The organism is Microbulbifer celer (assembly GCF_020991125.1).
GTDB lineage: Bacteria > Pseudomonadota > Gammaproteobacteria > Pseudomonadales > Cellvibrionaceae > Microbulbifer > Microbulbifer celer.
Window position 1 is genome coordinate 3,156,023 of the sequence record NZ_CP087715.1, and the last position, 20,627, is coordinate 3,176,649.

The following is a 20,627-nucleotide window of genomic DNA, read 5'->3' on the forward strand; positions in this document are numbered from 1 at the left end:
ATTTACCGAAAAATGAACTATCCCACCTTGGTTCCCGCAAAGCGGGAACGGAAAATTCTTTTATTTTCAACCACTTACAAAGACAACCATGATCCGCACCATAACTGTGCAGATTACCTGGGACGAAAGTACCAACCTTACCGGAAGGATAAAATTTAGCCAATCAGAATGTATGACCCGATGACCACGAAGAAGGAGGAGAGAAGGGAGAGCGGTGATACCGGCCCCTGCCAGAAGAGTTGAGGATCTGCCAAATCACCGAGCAGAAATCCTCTGCCACCTACTGTACCGGAAAGTAGGTAGCCGGCGCATTGCCGATCCGCAGCCATTGTTATTTAATCCGGCGAACTATCGAAAGCCTGATCGCGCGGCCTATCCCTTCACCGCCCCGCCGGAAAGCCCGGACACCAGGAACCGCTGCAACGCGAGGAACAAGAGCATAACCGGTAGCGATACCAGGATGGAGCCCGCGGCAAAGTACCCCCATTCAGAGGCGTAATCACTGACAAAGAAGCGCAGCCCGACCGGTACGGTGTAGCGGGAGTCGTCGTCCATAAAAATGGCGGCGAGAATAAATTCGTTCCATGCGGTCATGAATGCAAACAGTCCGGTTACGGCGATGGCCGGGCGCGCCTGGGGCAGCACGATGCGGATAAAGATGGTCAGGCGCGAAGCGCCCTCCAGCAGTGCGGCTTCTTCAATTTCATACGGCAGGGTGTCGAAATAGCCCTTCAGCATCCACACACAGAACGGCAATGCGGTGATGGAATACACCAGAATCAGCCCCAGCCATGAATTCCCCAAACCCAGCCACTGCACCACGATCACATACAGTGGAATCAACATCAGCACCGACGGGAACATCTGCGACACCAGAAACAGCATCAGCCCCCGCTCGCGACCGGCAAAGCGGAAGCGGGAAAAGGCGTAAGCCGCACTGCAGCTGAGCGACAGGCCGACAAGGGTGGTGGACAGTGCAATCACCAGGCTGTTACCCAGCCAGCGTAGAAACGGCTGCTCGGTAAGCACCGCGGAAAAGTTGGACAGGCTCCACTGCGTCGGCAGCGGCATCAGGGCCAGCAGCTGGTCCAGAATGCCGGCGTCCTCCGGTAACTGCACCAGTATCAACGCCTGCTGTCCGGAAAAGGCCAGGCCCACCACCCACAACAGGGGATAAATAACGACCGCTGAAGCGAACAGCAGCAAGGCAAAGCGCCAGCTGAATACATCCCGCAGGACCGCCGTACCCCGCGCAATAGCGCGCTCGCGGTAAGGCGTTACGGCTCCGGCCAGCGCATTGTGGTTCATCGCACGGTCACTCATCGCACTGCCTCCACAGTCCGGCCCACCCGCGTCTGCCACAGAGCATACCCAAACAGCAGCATCAGGATGACCATCGAATAGGCCGCGGAATAGGCGTACTGGTATTTCTCGAAGCCGATACGGAACGCCTTGGTGATCAGGATATCGTTGGCCCCCGCCGGCGCGCCGTCGCTGACCAGATAGATGACATTGAACATATTGAAGGTCCACACCACCGACAGGATCACCGCCGGTACCAGTACCGGTTTCAGCAGCGGCAGGGTGATGGAGCGGAACTGTCGCCAGCGCCCGGCCCCTTCCAATCGTGCGGCCTCGTAAAGCTCCTTCGGGATCGACTGCAGGCCACCAAGGATGACCACCATCATAAACGGGATACTGAGCCACACGTTGGTAACCAGGCCGGTGACAAAGCTGGTGCCGACGGCATCGAACCAGGCGATTGGGGAAAACCCGAGGATCTGCAACCCCTGATTGATCACCCCGAATTGCGGGTGGAACATGCCCTTCCACACCAACGCGGTAATGTAATTGGGAATCGCCCACGGCAGGATCAGGATCAGCCGGAACAGCCCGCGACCGAAAATGGGTTTATCCAGCGCCAGAGCCAGCACCAGCGCCAACCCCACCGACAGCACTACGTTGGACAGCGTCCAGCAGACGGTGATAAACAGCGTCCAGTAAAAGTTGTCGAAGTTCAGGTTGCGCGTCTCGCCACCCCACAGGTCGAAATCCCCCAGAATGGCGAGGTAGTTATCGAAGCCCACCCAACGCGACCACAGCGGGGTGTATTCATTGAACACGGTGGTATCGGTAAACGACAGCAGCAGACCGTAGAGCAGCGGGAAGAACACCAGCAGGGTCATCCCCAGCACAGCCGGCAGCAGGTACAGGTAGGCAGTCCGGTTGGCCCGCCAGCCTGCCGTAAATGGAATACGGTGACGGTGCCACAGCGCCAGGGCAATGGCCACCAGCAGGATCGGCACAATCCACAACCCCAGGCGCCAGGCCACCGGCAAGCTGGCCTGTCCGATATTGTTGCGCACCCGGGCCTGCTCAAGCCGCGCCAGCTCCCCGCTCACCTGTTGCTGGAGGCGGTGCAGCTCCGGCGCAGGTAGCGCCGCGCCGGTGACAATTTTCTGCAAAGTGGTTTCCAGCGGCTGCCATACCAGGGTCATGGCCAGCTGGTTGGGAATTGGCAGCGCATTGTCCAGCTGTGCGCGAAACGCCATGGCGATGGCATCGCTGGCGACCTGCGGGTGATCGAAGGCAGCCAGGTTGGCGGGCAGCTGACCACCGCGGATGGCCATGATCTCCGCAGACTGGCGGCTGGTGAGAAAATCCATCAGGTCGAGTACTGACCGGCGGTGTTCGGTCCACGGCGAAACGAACAGTCCCTCCACCGCCACCCAGGGAGCCAGCGGCTGACCACTCTCACTATTCAATGGCAGTGGCTCTACCGCAAATGGCAGTTGCGGGTCGATCTCTCCCAGCATCCAGGGCCCGCTGATCACCATCGCCGCACGGCCCTGATTGAACAGGTTGGTGACCAGAGTACTGCTGGGCTCCTCCGGCAGAATTTTCTCACCCTTTGCATCTCCCCGCGCCCAGTGCAACAGCAACTCCATGGAGCGGATATTGGCGGGACTATCCAGATCCAGCTCGCCGCCCCGACCGAAGGGGCCGGCGCCGAAGCTGTTCATCAGCGCGCCGTGAAAAAACGGCTCGGTGTAGCTGTAGGCGAGGCCGAAACGCCCGGCATTGCGATCGGTGTGGCGGCGGGCCACGGCCTCCAGCTCGTCGGTGCTGCGGGGGGCGCGGGGAACCAGATCGGTATTCCGGTACAGAGCCGGACTTTTGAAGTTGAATGGCAGGCCATAAAGGCGCCCCCCGTGCACCATGGATTGGCGCAAATTGTCGGGAAAGCGGGATAGCAAGCGCTCACTGACAATGTCATCAATGGGTGCCACGGTGCGCCCGGCACTGGCCCAGGCGCCGAGGCGGTCATGGGCGAAGATAAACAGATCCGGCCCCCGCCCCCGGGGTAAGGCCGCGGAGAGCTTGTCGGCGTAGCCACCAAACGGCACCGCCAGCGCCTTGACCTGAAGCTGCGGATGGCGGCGATTGTAGTCAGCGATCAACTGTTCCAGTGCGGCGCGTTCTGCACCGCGGTAGCTGTGCCACAGCTCGAGGGGTTCCGCAGCAGCGGCTCGGTTGCACAGCAGGAAAACCGCTCCAAGCACCGCGATGGAAAACAGACGCTTCAGCACGTCGGCTCCGCCACAACCGGTGCGGTGACAGGCAGTCGGGCACCGCTATCGGCGTCGAACAGGTAAATAGAAGAAGGATCGAAGGCGAGCTCCACGGCCTCCCCCGCCATCAGAGACTGCAGTCCCGGCAATCGCGCCACCATGCGCGCCTCGCCCGCGGCCACGTGTACCAGCATCTCTGCGCCGAGGCTCTCTGCCAGCTCAATCGCCCCCCGCACCCGGGGCCAGTGGGCCGGTGCCGCGGCGGCGAGACACAACTGCTCCGGCCGCAGGCCCAGCTGCAAACGGCCGGGCAGGCCCTGCAGGTGCGCCAGCGGTAAACGCAGCAGACCGTTGACCAGCGCACTGCCGGTATTGCGCACCTGCGACAGGTTCATGGGCGGTGCACCCATAAACCCGGCGACAAAGGCATTCTCCGGATCCGTGTACAACTCCATCGGCGTGCCCACTTGCATCAGTGCTCCATCATTGAGCACCGCGATGCGCGAGCCGAGGGTCATGGCTTCTACCTGATCGTGGGTGACATAAACCGATGTAGTGCCGAACTCCCGGTGCAGACGGCTGATATTCGCACGCATCTGCACCCGCAGTTCCGCGTCAAGATTGGACAGCGGCTCGTCGAACAGGAACACCTGTGGATCGCGCACCATCGCGCGGCCCAGCGCGACCCGCTGGCACTGGCCGCCGGAGAGCTGCCCGGGCTTGCGCGCCAGCAGGTCCGACAGTCCCAGGGTGTCCGCAGCCTGGTGAACACGCCGTTCAATTTCAGCCTGCGGCTGCTTACGTACCCGCAAGCCAAAGGCCAGGTTCTCGAATACGGTCATGTGGGGATAAAGGGCGTAGCTCTGGAACACCATGGCGATATCCCGGTCTTTCGGGGGCAGATCATTGACCCGCTCGCCACCAATCCACAGGCCACCGCCGGAGATACTCTCCAGCCCCGCGATCATCCGCAGGATGGTGGACTTACCGCAGCCGGACGGCCCCACCAGCACCATAAACTCGCCATCGCGGATGTGCAGGTCGAGCCCCGGAACCACGACTGGGTGAGCCGGGCTATCGCCATAGCGCTTGCTGACGCCTTTGAATTCGATACTGGCCACGGATCTATCTTCTCATGAGTTCGGAGGGTGCACTTGGGTACGACATTGAAGCACGAACAGCGGCGCGAAATACCCCGCGAAGATTGAACAATAAATGAACAACACCATTTTTGCAAAAGCCCACGCCAGATGTCGCAAGCTCCAACTACCACGCCGTAATACCCGCGCGGATTTCAACCTCAGTAGAGGAAACAGGGGCGAGCAGTCGGCCGGCTGTACTAGATTTTACGGGCGCAGCCGTTTTGCGCCTCAAGAAGTCTATAACGCCGATAAGGACAAAGAGATATGCGCCTGGCCCCTTTTGCGGCATTCAGCCTCACACTGGTCTCCCTGTCTGTATTGCACGGATGCTCCGTACAGCCGGAAGCCATGGACGACGCCACTATCGATCAACGCGCCAGCGGTGACTGGCAAACCGCCTTTGGCAATCAGCAACCGGTGACAGGCCCCATCGACCTCAATGAAGCCATCGCCCGCGCTATCGCCTACAACATGGACAACCGCCTGAAACTGATGGAAGCGGTGGTTGCCGACCGCAACCTGCGTCTGTCGCGCTGGGATATGCTGCCGGAGATTGCCGCCAGCGCCGGCTATAACCACCGCAACAAGCAACATTTCTCCAGCAGCGAAGATGTAAATGGCAATGAATCCCTCGCACAATCCACCTCCCTGGACAAAACCTACAGCACCTCCGGGCTGGAACTGTCCTGGAATGTGCTCGACTTTGGCATCAATTACCTGTCTGCCAAACAGGCTGCCGATGGGGTGATGATTGCCATTGAGCGCCAGCGCAAGCTGATGCACAACGTCATCACCGACGTGGAATATGCCTTCTGGATGGCCGCCGCCGCCCAGCGCGCCCAGAACCAGTTACCTGCTCTGATCGAACAGACCCGAAGCGCACTGGAAAAATCCCGCCAGAGCGCCGAGCGGGGTCTGCGCCAGACCGAGGCCAGCCTCTCATACCGTCGCGACCTGTTGGATCTGATGCAGCAATTACTGGCGCTGGAAGGCGATATGCACAACGCCAAGATGGAACTCGCCTCACTGATGGGCTTGCCGCCGGGCAGCCAGTTCACCGTCCGCGCCAGCCAGAGCGATGTACTGCGCAGCCCGTTCAATGAGATGAGCGTACTGGAACTGGAGCAGTACAGCCTGCGCAACCGCCCGGAACTGCTTGAAGAGGATTACCGCCAGCGCATCGCCGCCACGGAAATCCGCAAGGCCTGCCTGCAGCTCCTCCCGGGCCTGGAACTGCGCACCGGTTATTTCTACGACGACAACAGCTACCTGCTCTACAACGACTGGGCCGAAAGCAGCCTGCGGCTGACCTGGGACCTGCTCGGCACGGTAGTCGCCGGCCGCGATCTGGTGGGTTATGCCGAAGATACCGAGCGCCTGGGCGATGTGCGCCGTGCGGCATTGACCGTCGCTGTGCTCACCCAGGTGGACCTGGCCTACAGCCACCTGCAGCGGGCACAACTGAACCACGGTTATGCGGCGGAAATGGCGGAGCTCGACCGGGCAATGGCGAGCCAGTCCCGCGCCCGCTGGCAATCCAGCCAGGGCACCGAGCTGGAAAGTATCCACGCTGCCACCCAGGCGCTGGTATCCAGTGTGCAGCGGGATGTGAGTTATGCCGACTGGCGCAGCGCCAATGGCCGCCTCAGCAATGCAGTGGGTTTCCAGCCCGAGTTCTATATCGACTATCGACAACCGCTGGAAGTGATTGAGCAACAGGTGGCCGACCTGCGCACCCAGAGCGCCAGCATGGAGCTGCTGCCCACCGGCGGCTACAACCCACAGGGCGTTGAAAAACGCGAGGCGGAAATCCGTGAGGACGGCCAGGCCGCCGCGCACTGGTGACCGCTGTGGCCGATAAGGCCGAGGAACGCTCCGAAGCAGCCCGGGTGGCCCCGGGCGCAATAAAACTTTGTGGTAGATGGTTTCGTGGTACCCCATATGCAAGTCCGAATGCACCCCCAATTGCGCCCTCGCCTGCTGGTAACCCTGATACTGGGACTGCTCCCGCTGTGTAGCCAGGTGCTGGCAGAAACCTCGCAAAGCGCGCCCGCCAAACTCAATGCGCTCAGCCGCGTACAGCTCTCCAGTGAACTGGCCGCCCGACTTACACAGGTCCGCGTAAGAGCCGGCGACCGTTTTGAAAAAGGCGAACTGCTCGCGCGCTTTGATTGCACCGAACTCGAGGCAGAACTCGAAGGCGCCGCATCCCAACAGGCGCTGGCCCGCCGACAACTGGAAGCCAATATTTCCCTGCGTCAGCTCGGTGGCAATATCAGTGAACTGGAAATGGTGCAGAGCGAAGCACAGCTGGCAGAGGCCACCGCCAAGGCCAAGGTGCTCACCCATCGCAATGGCTATTGTGCCGTGCGCGCGCCGTTTGATGGCTTTGTGGTGAGCCGCAGCGTCGAGCCACACCAACGGGTGGATGTAGGCGCGCCGCTGCTCGAATTGGTGGACAACCGCGGCCTGGAAGTGGAAGCGATTATTCCCTCGGGCTGGCTGGAGAAAATATCCATTGGCGATCAATTCTCCGTAGCCATCAACGAAACCGGTCATCAGTACACGGCCACGTTGAAACGCATTGTTCCGGTAGTGGATCCGGTGACCCGCACGGTACGGGTGATCGGGCATATCGAAAAAGAAACCGCAAGTATCTCCGCACCGGATCTGCTGATCTCCGGCATGAGCGGGGAAGCGCGTTTTACCATGCGCGATAAAGCCAAAGACCTTCTCGCCGACGGCACCGCCAAACCGGCCCCAAAAACCCAGGGGGCCAATTGATATGGATGCGAGGCTCCTGGAAAAACTCAACAGCTTTCTCGCGATCGAGAAAAGTTTGCGTACTGCAACCAGTGCGCAACAGATCGCGCGCATAACCTGTAGTGACAGTCAGCAACTGTTGAAGTTTGACAGCTGCCTGTTTTTTTCTGGCGCCAACTTAAAACTCATTGCAGCATCCAATGTCACCACCATTGATGCGACCAGTAGCGAAGCGGTCCGCTGGCGTCGGCAGGTGCAAAAACACTTTGCAGCCGCCAAAAAACAGCGGCTGCTGCAAGTCCAGTTCTCCACTGCAGCACCAAAAGACGGCGATCAAAAGGCACAGGAAGCACACCACTTAATATTGATACCACTGGGACGGAATGGGGAAGAGGGATGCCTTGCTTTATTGAGGGCCAAAGCTTTTTCCCAACAGGAGCAGGAAATAGTGCGCGAGCTGGCGGACTCGGTTCAGCAGGCATTACTGGCACTGCGCGGCGCGCGCCGATTTTCCCTGCGTCGTCTGTGCGCACGTCGACCTCTGATTCTGGCCGCAGTGTTTGCCGGAATCTGCCTGATCCCGGTACGCCAGAGCGTACTCGCGCCAGCCACACTGGCGGCGATCGAGCCACGTATTGTTTCCGCACGCACCGATGGCGTGATCCGCGAGATCAATATCCCTCCCAATGCGAAGGTACAAAACGGGCAACTGCTTTTCACCCTGGAAGACGCTGAAGTCACCGCAGAGATTGATCGCGTACAGCAGGAGATTGCGCTGTATCGGGAGCGCCTGCGCATGACCCGTCAGTACAACTTCCAGCAGGCCGCGGCTGGCCACAAACTGGCACAAGCAGAAACCGATCTTTCCATCCGCAATCTTGACCTGAGCTATCAGCAAACCTTATTGGACAAAACCCGGGTGAAAGCACCGGCAACGGGCGTGGCCATCTATACGGACCCTTCCGATTGGATCGGCCGCCGTATCTACGCCGGCGAAAAAGTGATGGAGATCGTTCAGCCCCACGCACGACAGATCCAGATTGATCTGCCCACAGCAGACGCCATTCCGTTACCAAAAAATGCCCAAACGGTATTTTACGCCGAGTCAGATCCACTCTCGCCGATCAGGGGGCAATTGCGCTACCACAGCCTGCTTACTGCCGAGGGCGAGAACCTCCCCGCCAGCTATCGCCTGCTGGCCAGTATTCAGCAAGACCGGGCACAGATCCGGATCAATACTCGCGGTCACGCCCGCATCTACGGTACGCGCGTTCCCCTTGTCTATTACCTGTTGCGCCGACCACTGGCCAGCGCCCGCCGCTGGGTTGGTATCTAGGCGTGCATGCAAGGCAAGCAAAGAGGTAGAGGTAAAAAGAGGTAACCGTGCAACCCCAGTGTTCCGCCACTACCACAGAGCCACCGGACACTCGCACTTCTGATATCGAGGAGCGAGCGCTACCGCCATTGCGCAGTGACCTGCAGTTCCACCCGGTGCGCGAAAGCGAGGGCAATACCACCTGGATGCTGTACGATCCCCTGCGTGGTCAGTATCTCGAGCTCGGAGAGCTGGAATTACTGGTACTGCACTACTGGCACTTCAGAAGCCCGCAAGCCATTGCCAATCGTATCGCGCGCGATCACGGCTGTGCCATCAGCGCCGAAGAAGTGGAGGCCGTGGCCCGCTTCGTCAAGGACAATGAACTACTGCAGAGCAGTAGTAAGGAAATTGAACGGAAACTCGCGAGCATCAATCTACAACAGCAACGTCTGCAAACACTGCAGAAAACCGTATTCTGGCGCAGGCCACTTTTTATTCCCAACCTGAGCAGCTACCTGTTACGTCCCCTGGCCCGCTGCACCGCTTATCCGGCCTTTTACGCTTTTCTGGGGCTGGTTGCAATTGCCTCTGCACTCTCAATCGGGCAGCACTGGCCAGAGTTTCTCGCCTACTTCAGTGCCAGTTGGAACGCCGCAGGTGCGGTGACATTTTTCCTTTGCTACCTGCTACTGAGTCTGTTCCACGAACTGGGCCACGCCAGTGTCGCGCGCCTGTACGGCGTGCGCGCCAACAGCATCGGCGTTGGATTGATCGCACTGTTCCCGATCATGTTCAGTGAAATCACCGATGCCTGGCGCTTGCCACGACGCGCACGTCTGCATATTTCCGCCGGTGGCGTGTTGTTTGAGGCAACACTCGGAGTGGCCGCGGCGGCAACCTGGTGCCTGCTGGACGACGGCTCTATGCGATCCCTGGCATTTTACCTTTTCACCACCTCTCTGATCACCACGCTGCTGATCAATGCCAACCCATTGATGAAGTTCGACGGCTATTACCTGCTGAGCGATTTCACAGGAGAAAAAAACCTGCAACAGACCGCTACTTCGACCTTACGCCAGTGGGCCTGGGGGGTGCTGGTGCGTCAGCCAACGCCGCCGACCAATCGTCGACAGAAACTATTGATCCTGTTTGGCATTGCCGGCCTGCTCTATCGTATATCGGTCTTCATGCTGATCAGCTATGCCGCCTACCAGCTGTTGTTCAAGGCCGCCGGAGTGTTGATCCTTCTGATCTGTGTGGGGCTGCTGCTAGTAGTTCCCAGTGTTCGGGAAACCCTTGCCTTTATCAATTTCCTCAAGGAGCAGGATAAGCGGCCAATCATGCGTAAAAATTCGAATCAGAGACCATCACCAGGCAGCGAAAATGAGACGGTAGAAAGTAACGGAATGTCTCCACTGCAGAAAGTGACAAACTACCTTCGCCTGCTCAACCCGAAGTTTCTCGGTGCACTGACAGTGCTCACAGCGCTGCTGCTGATCCCTCTGCCGTGGCCGGTGCAACTCCCCGCCAGCACCTTCTTTGCAGATAGCCAGAAAGTGATGGCGCCGGCAGGGGCTGTACTGGAATCCCTGGACCTGAAACCGGACAGTGAAATCCGAACTGGCGCCGTGATCGCACGCCTGCAAGACCCGGAGCTGGACTATCGCATTGCCCGTACCGAAGAGGAGCTGCAACTTCTGCAACGGCGCCAGGATAGCGACGGCTTTGCAGAAAGCCTGGACGCCCTGGATGGTGTGTACCTGCAGGATCTGCTCAGTAAACAGCAGCTATTGCGAACCTTGCATACAGAAAAACAACAGCTGGAAATCATCGCCAAGGTATCCGGTCATGTGGACTGGATTCTTCCCGGCTTGCATAGCGGCCAGTACCTGGATCTCAATCAACCGTTTATTACTATCGTCGATCGCACCACATTGCGCGGGCGTGCCTACGGCCGCTCTCAGCAAATCACACGCTTGACGCCACGCGAAAATAACCCGATGTACGGCCGCCTGTTTCTGGACGGAGGCTGGCAACCGGTTGCTGTCACCGTCAGTAGCGTAGACCAGATCGCCTCACGCAAGATTCAGGACCCCGCACTGGCATCCGATTACGGTGGCCCACTGCAGACGCTGCCGGACGACCCTGAGCGCAGTGCAGAAGCGCTGCACCTGGTGAATTTCTCCATCGCTAACGACGGAGAAAAAATGCTCTCTACCGCACAACGCACCGGACACCTGGTGCTGTTTGGTGAACCAGTGAGTTTACTGAAACTACTGACGGACCGGATTGCGGGTGTCGTGATCCGGGAAAGCGGCGTTTGACCGTCGCGCACAGTTAATTTTTCCGAGCGGCCAGGAATGCCGCCGAGAAAGCCACAAGGAACGAGGTACCCCATGGAACTCAACGAGTTTTCCAGATCATCCCTGGCTCAGGCCATCAACCTGCACGGCCGCCAACTCACCAGCCTGCGTCGCTCACTGGAAAAGCGGGTATTGCTGGATGCCTCGGTGGCGGCAGATGTGAGCCAGCACAACGGGGATTCCGGGCCGGGTTCCGCGGGATTCAATACTGACGACGGAGATACTGCGGTAACGATAGAAACTGCAGACAAGAAAAAGCAGAACGAGAACAGCGAACCCTCGGCCATCAACAGCGATCAGGATTCCGATCCCCCCCGTCAGGAACTGGTGGTGATCGATTTACAACTGGATGACGCCCAGTCACTGGTGGATGATCTGTTGCAGCAGGCAGATTCGGTCACCCACCATGAAGACAGCACACAGATCACCATCGGCGAGCGCAGCATTACCCTACTGACACTGGACGGGGATGACAGCCTGCAAACAGTCACCAGCCTGCTGCAGAAAATCAGCACAGCGTCCGGCACTGCATTCGATGCGGTTCACATTATTTCTCACGGTGGCGCTGGCGGTATTGATGTCGGTGGTGAAGAACTATCCCTGACTTCCCTCACCGCGTCCGATGCAGACAGCCACCGCGCTCAGCTGCAAAGCTGGTCAGCCGGACTGAGCGAAAATGCCGATATCCTGCTGTACGGCTGCAGTACGGGTTATAGCCAGACCGGCGAAAACTTTATCGATCAGTTGGCGCAACTGACCAATGCCGATGTGGCCGCCTCCGACGATGCGACCGGCAGCGCCCTGCGCGGCGGCGACTGGGAGCTGGAGCAACAGAAAGGCGAAGTGGAAACCGATATCGTGTTTTCCAAGCTGCTGCAGGGCAGCTGGGAAGCACTGATGGTGGCGAACCCTACCGCAACGGTGGATGCCCCATCGGAAGACTTCATCAACGAAACCACCGAGGTGAATTTCGTATTTGAAAACAACAGTTCTGATACCGGCTACGGGCCGTTTATGGATGTGGTTGTGGGTCCGGGGATCGAAGTCCAAAGCGTGGATGGGCTGCTGGGCGCCAGCTTTGAAACCTATACCGTAGAGAACGGACAGTGGGTGGACAGCAACGGCAACCCGCTAGAGTACCATCCCTACGATCTCAACCAGACCGGTGCCATTCCGCTGCCACCAGTGGGCCCGGAAGGCTCCACCTGGTACGCCGTCGAACTGCCATTCGGTTCCTTCACTGAGGACCAGCCGGCCTACGAATTCACCGTCTCGATACTGCTCGACGAAGCCGCCGGCGCCGAGGTGGGCGTACCCATTCCGGTCTATGCGCGCCCAGGGTTTATGTACGGCAACGATCCGCTGAACAACCCGGATATTGATCCACCCATCACTGGTAGTGAGATAGAAACCAGCATCACCCCCACGGTAATGAAGGTGGACAAGGAAGCGCGGGACGGCGACGGCGACAACGATTCCATCGGCGATGACGGCGAAACTGTCACCGGCCCCAGTGAACCGGTGACCTGGGCCGTGACCGTGGATATCGCCAATATGTCCACCATCGAAAACCTGGTGGTAACCGAGCAGGTGCCCAACAACTTCTACTATATGCCGGGCACTGTGGTGGTCAGCGACTCCGCCGGTAATGTGTTACAGGAAGGCGTTGACTACACGGTTACCGAACCACCGGAAGGCGCCAACAACGACGCGGAACTGGTGGTCGAATTCCTCAACCCGGTAGAAGGCACACTCGCCGACAACGATATCGTTATTACCTACACCGGCTATGTGCCGGACGTAGATGCCAATGGCGATCCTATCGTGATCAACGATGGTGCCAACGACGCGGTAACAAACACCGCCTCCATCACCGGCACATATCAGGAACAGGAAATCAGCGACGACGACACCGATACCATCACCGCCACCGCCACCGCGGTGCAGAAAGACGTGGTCCTGGTCAACGATACCGGCGCGGAAGGCTTCACCCCCGGCGACGGGCTGGAATATACCCTGACCGTCGAAGTCTCCGACTATATGCAGCTGGAGGACCTGGTGCTGTCGGACATACTCGGCGACGGCCTGCAGATAGACGAAGGCTCGATCACCATCGAGCTGTTCTACAACGGCACCACCTACGGCCCCTCCAGTACCGACAACGCCACCGTCAGCGAGGACGGTGGTAGCGGCGAGACCACCATCAACATCGATATATCCCAGGAGCTGATCGACCTGGGCATCAGCGACGGCAGCCTCAACGGAGACCTGTTCGCCGACAGCATCGTGGACGGCACCACGACCATTGTGGTCACCTACGAGGCCACCATCCGCGAGCAATACCTCGCCACCGGTCAAGCAGTGAACTCACTGGATGTCATCGGCAACCAGGCCACCATCGATGCCAATGCCGCCTCCGCTAACGGCGAAGCGGTGGACAACAGCAGCTCAGAACAGATCACTATCGAGGGGGCCGATTCGGACAAAAGCGTCTATGCCGTCAACGGCAGTACCGACCCCAATGACCTTGACGAGATCCGCGTCGGCGATGCCGTAACCTTTGCCCTGACGCTTGAGCTGGCGACACTCGATACCCTGGGAATGTCGATTACGGACTACCTGCCGCAGCCGGTGTTCGAGGCGATAGCGCCCATTTTTGTCGATACCGGCAACGGCGCCACCACCCCCGGCGTCAACCAGTGGGGCTTCGGCCCGGGCACCGACTTCGGCAACTGGCCCGACGGTTACCTGGACGGCGACAATGTCACCACCAGCGCGGACACCGCCAACAACGCCATTACCTGGACCTTCGATCCTGTCGAACAGCTCAATTCCGCAGGCGGCACCGTGCAGTTGTTGTTTACCGTGGAGGTGCAGGATGTGCCGTTTACCGACGGCCTTTTCCTGACCAATATGGCCTCGGTCAGTATCGACAGCACCAATTCCACCACCGTATTGGACCCCGACGGTACTCTGGTGCAGGTACTGTCGCCGTCGATCGACGTCACCAAGGGCGTGATTTCCACCGATGATCCGAATGGCCAACTCGATCCGACGCCCCCCGGACCGGTGGCCTTTGATCCCGCCGGCAGTCCCGACAATGGCAGTGCGCCCTGGAGCGGCGACATCACCAGCCAGAACCTCGACACCACACCGATCGACTCCGACCTCAGCAACGTGGACGCCGGCGACACGGTTCGCTTTGCCATCGTGGTGGAAAACTCCGGCAGCTCCGATGCCTTCAATATTGCCATCAGCGACACGCTACCCGACGGCTTCGAAATTCCCAGCGGTGGCCTCAACCTGCAGGTGTTCACCGGCAACGGCACACCGGTGAGTTACAGCGGCGACCTGTTCAGCGGCGGCATCACCCTGGACGACCCATCCGCCGACGAGGGCGCCCTCAACGAGGGCCGCGATCCCGATACCGGTCCCACCACCGATGGCAGCAACGTCATTGTCATCACCTACGACCTGGTGGCCACCGACGATGTGCAGCCCAATCAGCAAATAGAAAATACCGCGCAGCTGGAAGCCTACGGCGCCCTCGACGGCGGCAACGACTACACAGAAGGCAATTCCAATATCAACTGGCAGGACGATGCGCTGGTCTCGATCCGCGAAAATACCGTGGAGAAAACCCTGGTCGGCACCAGTATCAACTCCGATACCAATGCCAATAACGAGGCGGTGATCGGCGAGGTAATCACCTACTCGGTAACGCTGACCATCGCCGAGGGCGAAACCCCGAGCGCCAGCCTGGTGGACACCCTGGATACCGGGCTGCAATTTATCGGGGTTACCAGTGTCGATTTTTCCGGTGACATCGACTCCACGGTGGACCTGAACACCCTGGACGGTACGGTCAGTGGCCAGAAGGTGACTTTCGATCTCGGCGACCTGACCAACAGCAACCGCGACAACACCACCGACGAGACCATTACCATCACCTACCAGGTGCTGGTGCAGAATGTCGCCGATAACCAGAGCGGCGACAAACTCAACAATCGCGCACAGTTTTTCTGGGACGATACCGCCGACGGCGTGGACAACCCCACTGGCCACGGCAAGGCATCCGCAAGCCATGTCACCGTGATCGAACCGGATCTGCAGGTGCAGAAATCGCTGACCGAGAGCCTCGGCCGCATCGACGCGAACGACCTGGTGGAATACACCATCGTCGTCTCGCATACCGGCTTCTCCGATACCGACGCCTTCGATGCCACCTTCAGCGATACGTTGCCGCCGGAGCTGACCAATGTGGCACTGGAAAGCGCCATACTGACGGTCGACGGAATGGACACCGACCTTACCGGTATCTTCCAGGTCACCGGCAACACCGTGGAAACCATTCCCGGCGCGACCTTCGACCTGCCACAGGGCGCGACGCTGACCATCGTGGTCGATGCACAGGTGATCAGCACCGTGGTCGCCGGTACCGAAGTTTCCAATACCGCCACCGTCGACTGGCAGAGCATCGACGGCGATGACCCCAACGAGCGCACCGGCGCCGACGGTCCCGGCGGTCTCAACGACTACGAAACCAGCGGCACCACCAATTTCACGGTGGATCCGGTGGAGGCCGGCAAAGTCGTGGTCAGCAGTTCCATCGACGACGATTACAACGGCAACGAAGAGGCAGTGATCGGTGAGCTGGTGACCTATTTCGCCTCCTTCCTGGTGCCCGAGGGCAGTGCGCCCATGGCGGAGATCCTCGACACCCTGCCCGAAGGAGTGGAGTTCGTCAGCCTCGACGAAATCTATATCGGCGAAGATATCGATCCCAGCAGTGTGGTCTTCACTCCGCCGGCAGCGGGCGCCACCGGCGAGATCAGTTTCGGCACCGCCGACCTGATCAATATCGGCGGCAATAACGGCCTCAACGAAGCGGATCTGGTGGGGCTTGTCTACACCGTGCGCGTCCTGAATGTGGACAGCAACCAGTCTGGTGTGGAACTGACCAACGAGGCGGAATTCCGTTGGGATCTGAACGGCAACGGCACCAATACCGACCCCGACGACGGTCAGGTGACCGAAAGCACCACCATCACTGTGATCGAACCACAGTTGCAGATCGACAAATCCGTCAACGTCACCGAAGCCGACAACGGCGACCCGGTCGAATACACCATTACCGTCACCAATCCCGACGACGGCAGCAGCACCACCGCTTACGACATCAGCTTCAACGATCCGCTGCCCGACGGGTTGGTGAATGCCACATTTATCGCAATCCTGCAGACCGACGCGGAAACGACGGACATCTCGGGATACTTTGAAATCGTCGGCAACGAACTGGTGCTGAATCCGCAGGCGGAACTGGACCTGGTACCGGGCAGTACCGTCACCATTACTGTCAGCGGCTCGCTCACCAATGCGCTCGCCGGCAGCACCGTCGACAACACCGCCAGCGTCGACTGGACCAGTCTCGATGGTGAGGACGACAACGAGCGCACCGGCGCCGACGGTGAGGGCGGCGCCCTCAACGACTACGCAAACAGCGACAACGCGTTGCTGTCGGTGCCGGACCCGCTGATCGAAAAGAACCTGGTTTCCACCAGCCAGAACGACAGTCTCAACGATGACACCGAAGCCACCATTGGCGAAATCGTCACCTTCGAAACGGTGCTGACCCTGCCCGAGGCCACACTGATCGGCGAGATCCTCGACAATTATGGCCCCGGCTTCGAGTTCGTGGACCTGGTCAGCGTTACCGCCAACAACCCGGACGCGATTAATATCGACTTCGATCAGATCACAGTCATTAACGACCCGGGTAGCAATACCGTCGCTTTCGATTTCGGTACCCTGGTGAATACCGATACCGACAACAGCACCACCGAAACCGTCACCTTCACCTACCGGCTGCGTGTTACCAATGTCGTCGACAATCAACAAGGCACCACCCTGACCAACGAGGCCACCCTCAACTACGACACCGACGCCGACACGCCCGGGTTCGAAGGCCAGATCAGCGACGATGCTACCGTCGATCTGGTGGAACCCGAAGTAGTCGTCGACAAAGAACTGCTCAGCCCCACACCGCTGACACTCGGCGGAACCGCCCAATATCAGATCACCGTGCAACTGGACCCGAGCAGCGGTGCCGATGCCTACAACGTGCATATTGCGGACGCATTGCCTCCCTACCTGTCCGGCGTGAACGACGTACAGATAGACGTTACCGGCGGCTCGCCGGAGGTGATCGACAGCTCCACCGACAACCTGTTGCTGTTGGATATCAGCGTGATCGACAGCACTACCGTAATCACCATTACCATCGACGCTCAGGTGACCTCTGACCCCGCCGCCGTCGGCCAGAGTACGACCAACAACACCACCGTCGACTGGACCAGCATCGACGGTGACGACCCCGCCGAGCGCACCGGTGCCGACGGTGAAGGCGGTGACCTGGACGACTACGAAACCAGCGACGAAGTCACCGCCGAAATCGAAGCCTTCGATCTGTTTATCAACAAGGATGACGGCGGTATCGATGAGGCCAACCCGGCCGTGCCCGGCCAAGAAGTCACCTACACCTTCGACTACGGCAACACCGGCACGGTCGATGCCACCAACGTGGTGATTACCGAAACCCTGCCGGACTTCGTCACCTTCGACCCCGCCGACAACCCCGGCTGGACTCTCAATGGCGACACCCTGACATTTGACGTCGGCACCGTTGCAGCCGGCGCCACTGGCAGTACCACGCTCGTTGTCACCATCGTCGATCCGGTGCCGGCCGGCGTAGAACAGACGACCAATACCGTCTCTATCGACACAGACGATGGCGCTGACCCAACGCCCGAAAACAACACCGACACCGATGTCACTCCCATCATCGCCACGCCGGATTATGTCATCGACAAGATCGAGGAATTCAACGATCCAGCCAATCCCGGCGACACCATCAGCTGGACCATCGAAGTATCCAACGAGGGCAACCAGGACGGTACCGGTGTGGTGGTCACCGACACCCTGCCAGACACCAGTTTGCTCCACGACTTTGTCGCCAGCGATGGCGGCGTGATCGATCTGGCCGCCGGCACCGTCACCTGGGAAATCGGCGACCTGGCCGCCGGTGACTCCATCACCCTGACACTGTCGGCAGTCGTCAACGAATCCGTGCCCGAGACCATCCCCACCCAGACCAACTCGGTCACCGTGGAAGATGACGGCGAAAACGGCGAAGACCCGACGCCGGAAAACAATACCGACGAAGAGGACTTCGATATCGAATATATCGACCTCGCCATCGTCAAGGATGACGGCGGTATCACCGCCGAACCCGGCGATGCCGTGGTCTATACCCTCAACTACGCCAACAACGGCACCGCCGATGCCACCGGTGTGGTGATCACCGAAACCCTGCCGGAATATGCCAGCTTCGATGCGGCCGCATCCACCGCCGGCTGGGTGGACAACGGCGATGGCACCTTCAGCTTCGACGTTGGCGACCTCGCCGCCGGCGAAACCGGCACTGTCGAGTTCGCCGTCACCATCGTCGATCCACTGCCCGCGGGTGTGGAGGAGACCAATAATTTCACCAGTATCGAAGACGATGGTGAACACGGCCCGGAACAGGATCCCGACGATAACGACAACGATGACAACACGCCCATCGATGGTCGTCCGGATTACGTCATCACCAAGGAAGAAAACTTCGACGATCCCGCCCACCCCGGCGATCCCATCGAGTGGACCATCACCGTCTCCAACGAGGGCAACCAGGACGGCACCGGGGTAGTCGTTACCGACACCCTGCCGGACACCAGCCTGTTCCACGACTTTGTCGCCAGCGACGGTGGTGTGATTGATCTGGAAGCCGGCACCGTCACCTGGGAAATTGGCGATATGGCCGTGGGCGATTCGTTCACCTTCACTATTTCCGCGGTGATCAACGATTCCGTGCCCGAAACCATCCCCACCCAGACCAACTCGGTGACCGTCGACGACGATGGAAACAACGGGGAAGACCCGACACCGGACAACAACAGCGATGGTAAAGACTTCGATATCACCTACGTGGATTACGTAGTCGACAAAATCGAGAACTTCGATGATCCCACTCACCCCGGTGATCCCATCAGCTGGACCATTGAAGTCAGCAATGAGGGCACTCAGGACGGCACCGGGGTGGTGGTGACGGATACTTTGCCTGACACTGCGCTGTTTACGGATTTCACAGCCAGCAATGGCGGGGTGATCGACCTGGAAGCAGGCACAGTCACCTGGAATATCGGCGATCTCGCCGCCGGTGAGAGTGCTTCGCTCACCCTGTCTGCCGTAGTGGCGGAATCCGTACCCGCGGACATAGCGCCCCAGATCAACACGGTGGTGGTGGACGACGACGGGGAAAATGGCAAGGACCGTGTGCCGGAGAATAACCAGGACAGTGAAGAATTCTTCGTCGAATTCGTGGATCTGTATATCGACAAGGACGACAAGGGTGTGGAACCGCGCCCCACCGAATCCGTTGTCTACACCCTGGAATACGGCAACCGCGGCAACGCCACCTCTACCGGTGTCGTGATCACCGAAACCCTGCCCCCCAACACCAGCTTCGATGCCGCCAACTCCACGCCTGGATGGGTGCAGAACGGTGATACATTCACCTTCGATGTGGGATCACTTGCGCCGGGTGAACAAGGCAGCATTACCTTTGCGGTTATCGTGGACTATCCGTTGGATGTCGAAATCCAGCAGACCAGTAATACCGCCACCATTACCGATGATGACAATAACGGCCCGGACCAGAACCCCGAAGACAATATCGATACTGACGAAACCAAGATCAACAACGATGTGCTTGTGGACAACATCACCCTGTCGCAACTCCATCAGGATTACATTTACCCGCCCCGGGAATGGGAGCGACAGGCACCGGAACTGCACGGCCGGCTGATTTCCAAAGAGACCGAGGACATCGCAGCCAACCTGCAGGGTGGCCGCAATGGCGGCAATTACGATCCCGCCTTCGGCCCGGTGGATGGCGCTTACTACCCCAACGATTGGTCGCGGGTATTCGGAAACGACTTGAGTATCGATACCAGCGACCGGGGCGATGGCGCAAAATCCAGCCCGCTGGAAATGGATGACGACACCGGGCGCTACCGCGCCAACTCCCTGTTTGGCGAGTTTGAGCGCCCGGCGGCCAGCCCGGAACTACCGGCCGGGGCACCCGGATTCGCACCGGGCGTAGAGCCTCTTCCAGCGCCATTCCAGTCCACACCCAGTGGTAATGAGCCCCTGAACCTGGAAGTGGAACGCAGCCAGCTGCAACTGCAGCTGGATGACATCACCCGGGAATTGCATGAATCCCGGGTATCTCCTCTGCTATTGGCCCTGGCGGAACTCAGCCAGAAAGAAGTGGAAGGTCAGGAAGAGGTCCATGACCAGAAGGTAGCGTCAAACGCAAAATGAACTGAAGCAGGCTCTCCTGCACAAAAGGTCAACACCTTGAAACCAT

Annotated in this window: 8 protein-coding genes; 5 read left to right on the forward strand and 3 right to left on the reverse strand. The window is 59.3% G+C overall.

Annotated elements, in window-relative coordinates; translation table 11 throughout:
• Window positions 1–372: 372 nt before the first annotated feature.
• From LPW13_RS13100 to LPW13_RS13110, 3 genes are read right to left on the reverse strand one after another with little or no spacing between them, the layout of a single operon-like run.
• Window positions 373–1,323 carry a sugar ABC transporter permease gene (locus tag LPW13_RS13100; RefSeq protein ID WP_230436017.1) on the reverse strand — a complete coding sequence of 317 codons (951 nt, stop codon included), beginning with the start codon at window positions 1,321–1,323 and terminating at the stop codon, window positions 373–375.
• Window positions 1,320–3,590: an extracellular solute-binding protein gene (locus LPW13_RS13105; protein WP_230436019.1), complete on the reverse strand. Its 2,271-nt coding sequence runs from the start codon at window positions 3,588–3,590 to the stop codon at window positions 1,320–1,322. Before LPW13_RS13105 ends, LPW13_RS13100 begins: the two co-directional genes overlap by 4 nt.
• The gene (locus LPW13_RS13110) at window positions 3,584–4,693 is read right to left on the reverse strand and encodes an ABC transporter ATP-binding protein (protein ID WP_329957900.1); all 1,110 of its coding nucleotides are present in this window, start codon (window positions 4,691–4,693) and stop codon (window positions 3,584–3,586) included. Before LPW13_RS13110 ends, LPW13_RS13105 begins: the two co-directional genes overlap by 7 nt.
• 285 nt (window positions 4,694–4,978) lie before the next feature.
• Here LPW13_RS13110 and LPW13_RS13115 point away from each other — a divergent pair, with 285 nt between their 5' ends.
• The 5 genes from LPW13_RS13115 (at window position 4,979) to LPW13_RS13135 (ending at window position 20,581) form a co-directional block, all read left to right on the forward strand.
• Window positions 4,979–6,559 (forward strand): TolC family protein, encoded by a 1,581-nt coding sequence (locus LPW13_RS13115; protein ID WP_230436021.1) that lies wholly within the window; start codon window positions 4,979–4,981, stop codon window positions 6,557–6,559.
• A gap of 108 nt (window positions 6,560–6,667) precedes the next feature.
• Window positions 6,668–7,498, forward strand: coding sequence for an efflux RND transporter periplasmic adaptor subunit (locus tag LPW13_RS13120; protein WP_230436022.1), 831 nt, complete (start codon window positions 6,668–6,670; stop codon window positions 7,496–7,498).
• A 1-nt stretch (window position 7,499) separates the two neighbouring features.
• Window positions 7,500–8,813, forward strand: coding sequence for an HlyD family efflux transporter periplasmic adaptor subunit (locus tag LPW13_RS13125; protein WP_230436024.1), 1,314 nt, complete (start codon window positions 7,500–7,502; stop codon window positions 8,811–8,813).
• A gap of 47 nt (window positions 8,814–8,860) precedes the next feature.
• Window positions 8,861–11,119, forward strand: a complete 2,259-nt coding sequence (locus LPW13_RS13130) for a zinc metalloprotease (protein ID WP_230436026.1) — start codon at window positions 8,861–8,863, stop codon at window positions 11,117–11,119.
• Window positions 11,120–11,191: 72 nt separating this feature from the next.
• Entirely contained in the window at window positions 11,192–20,581 is a 9,390-nt protein-coding gene (locus LPW13_RS13135; protein WP_230436028.1) for an isopeptide-forming domain-containing fimbrial protein, read from the forward strand.
• Window positions 20,582–20,627: the final 46 nt, after the last annotated feature.

Coding starts and splice junctions, on each gene's coding strand:
- LPW13_RS13120 (WP_230436022.1), top strand. CDS start 6,668: ATGCACCCCCAATTGCGCCCTCGCCTGCTGGTAACCCTGATACTGGGA.
- LPW13_RS13100 (WP_230436017.1), bottom strand. CDS start 1,323: ATGAGTGACCGTGCGATGAACCACAATGCGCTGGCCGGAGCCGTAACG.
- LPW13_RS13125 (WP_230436024.1), top strand. CDS start 7,500: ATGGATGCGAGGCTCCTGGAAAAACTCAACAGCTTTCTCGCGATCGAG.
- LPW13_RS13115 (WP_230436021.1), top strand. CDS start 4,979: ATGCGCCTGGCCCCTTTTGCGGCATTCAGCCTCACACTGGTCTCCCTG.
- LPW13_RS13135 (WP_230436028.1), top strand. CDS start 11,192: ATGGAACTCAACGAGTTTTCCAGATCATCCCTGGCTCAGGCCATCAAC.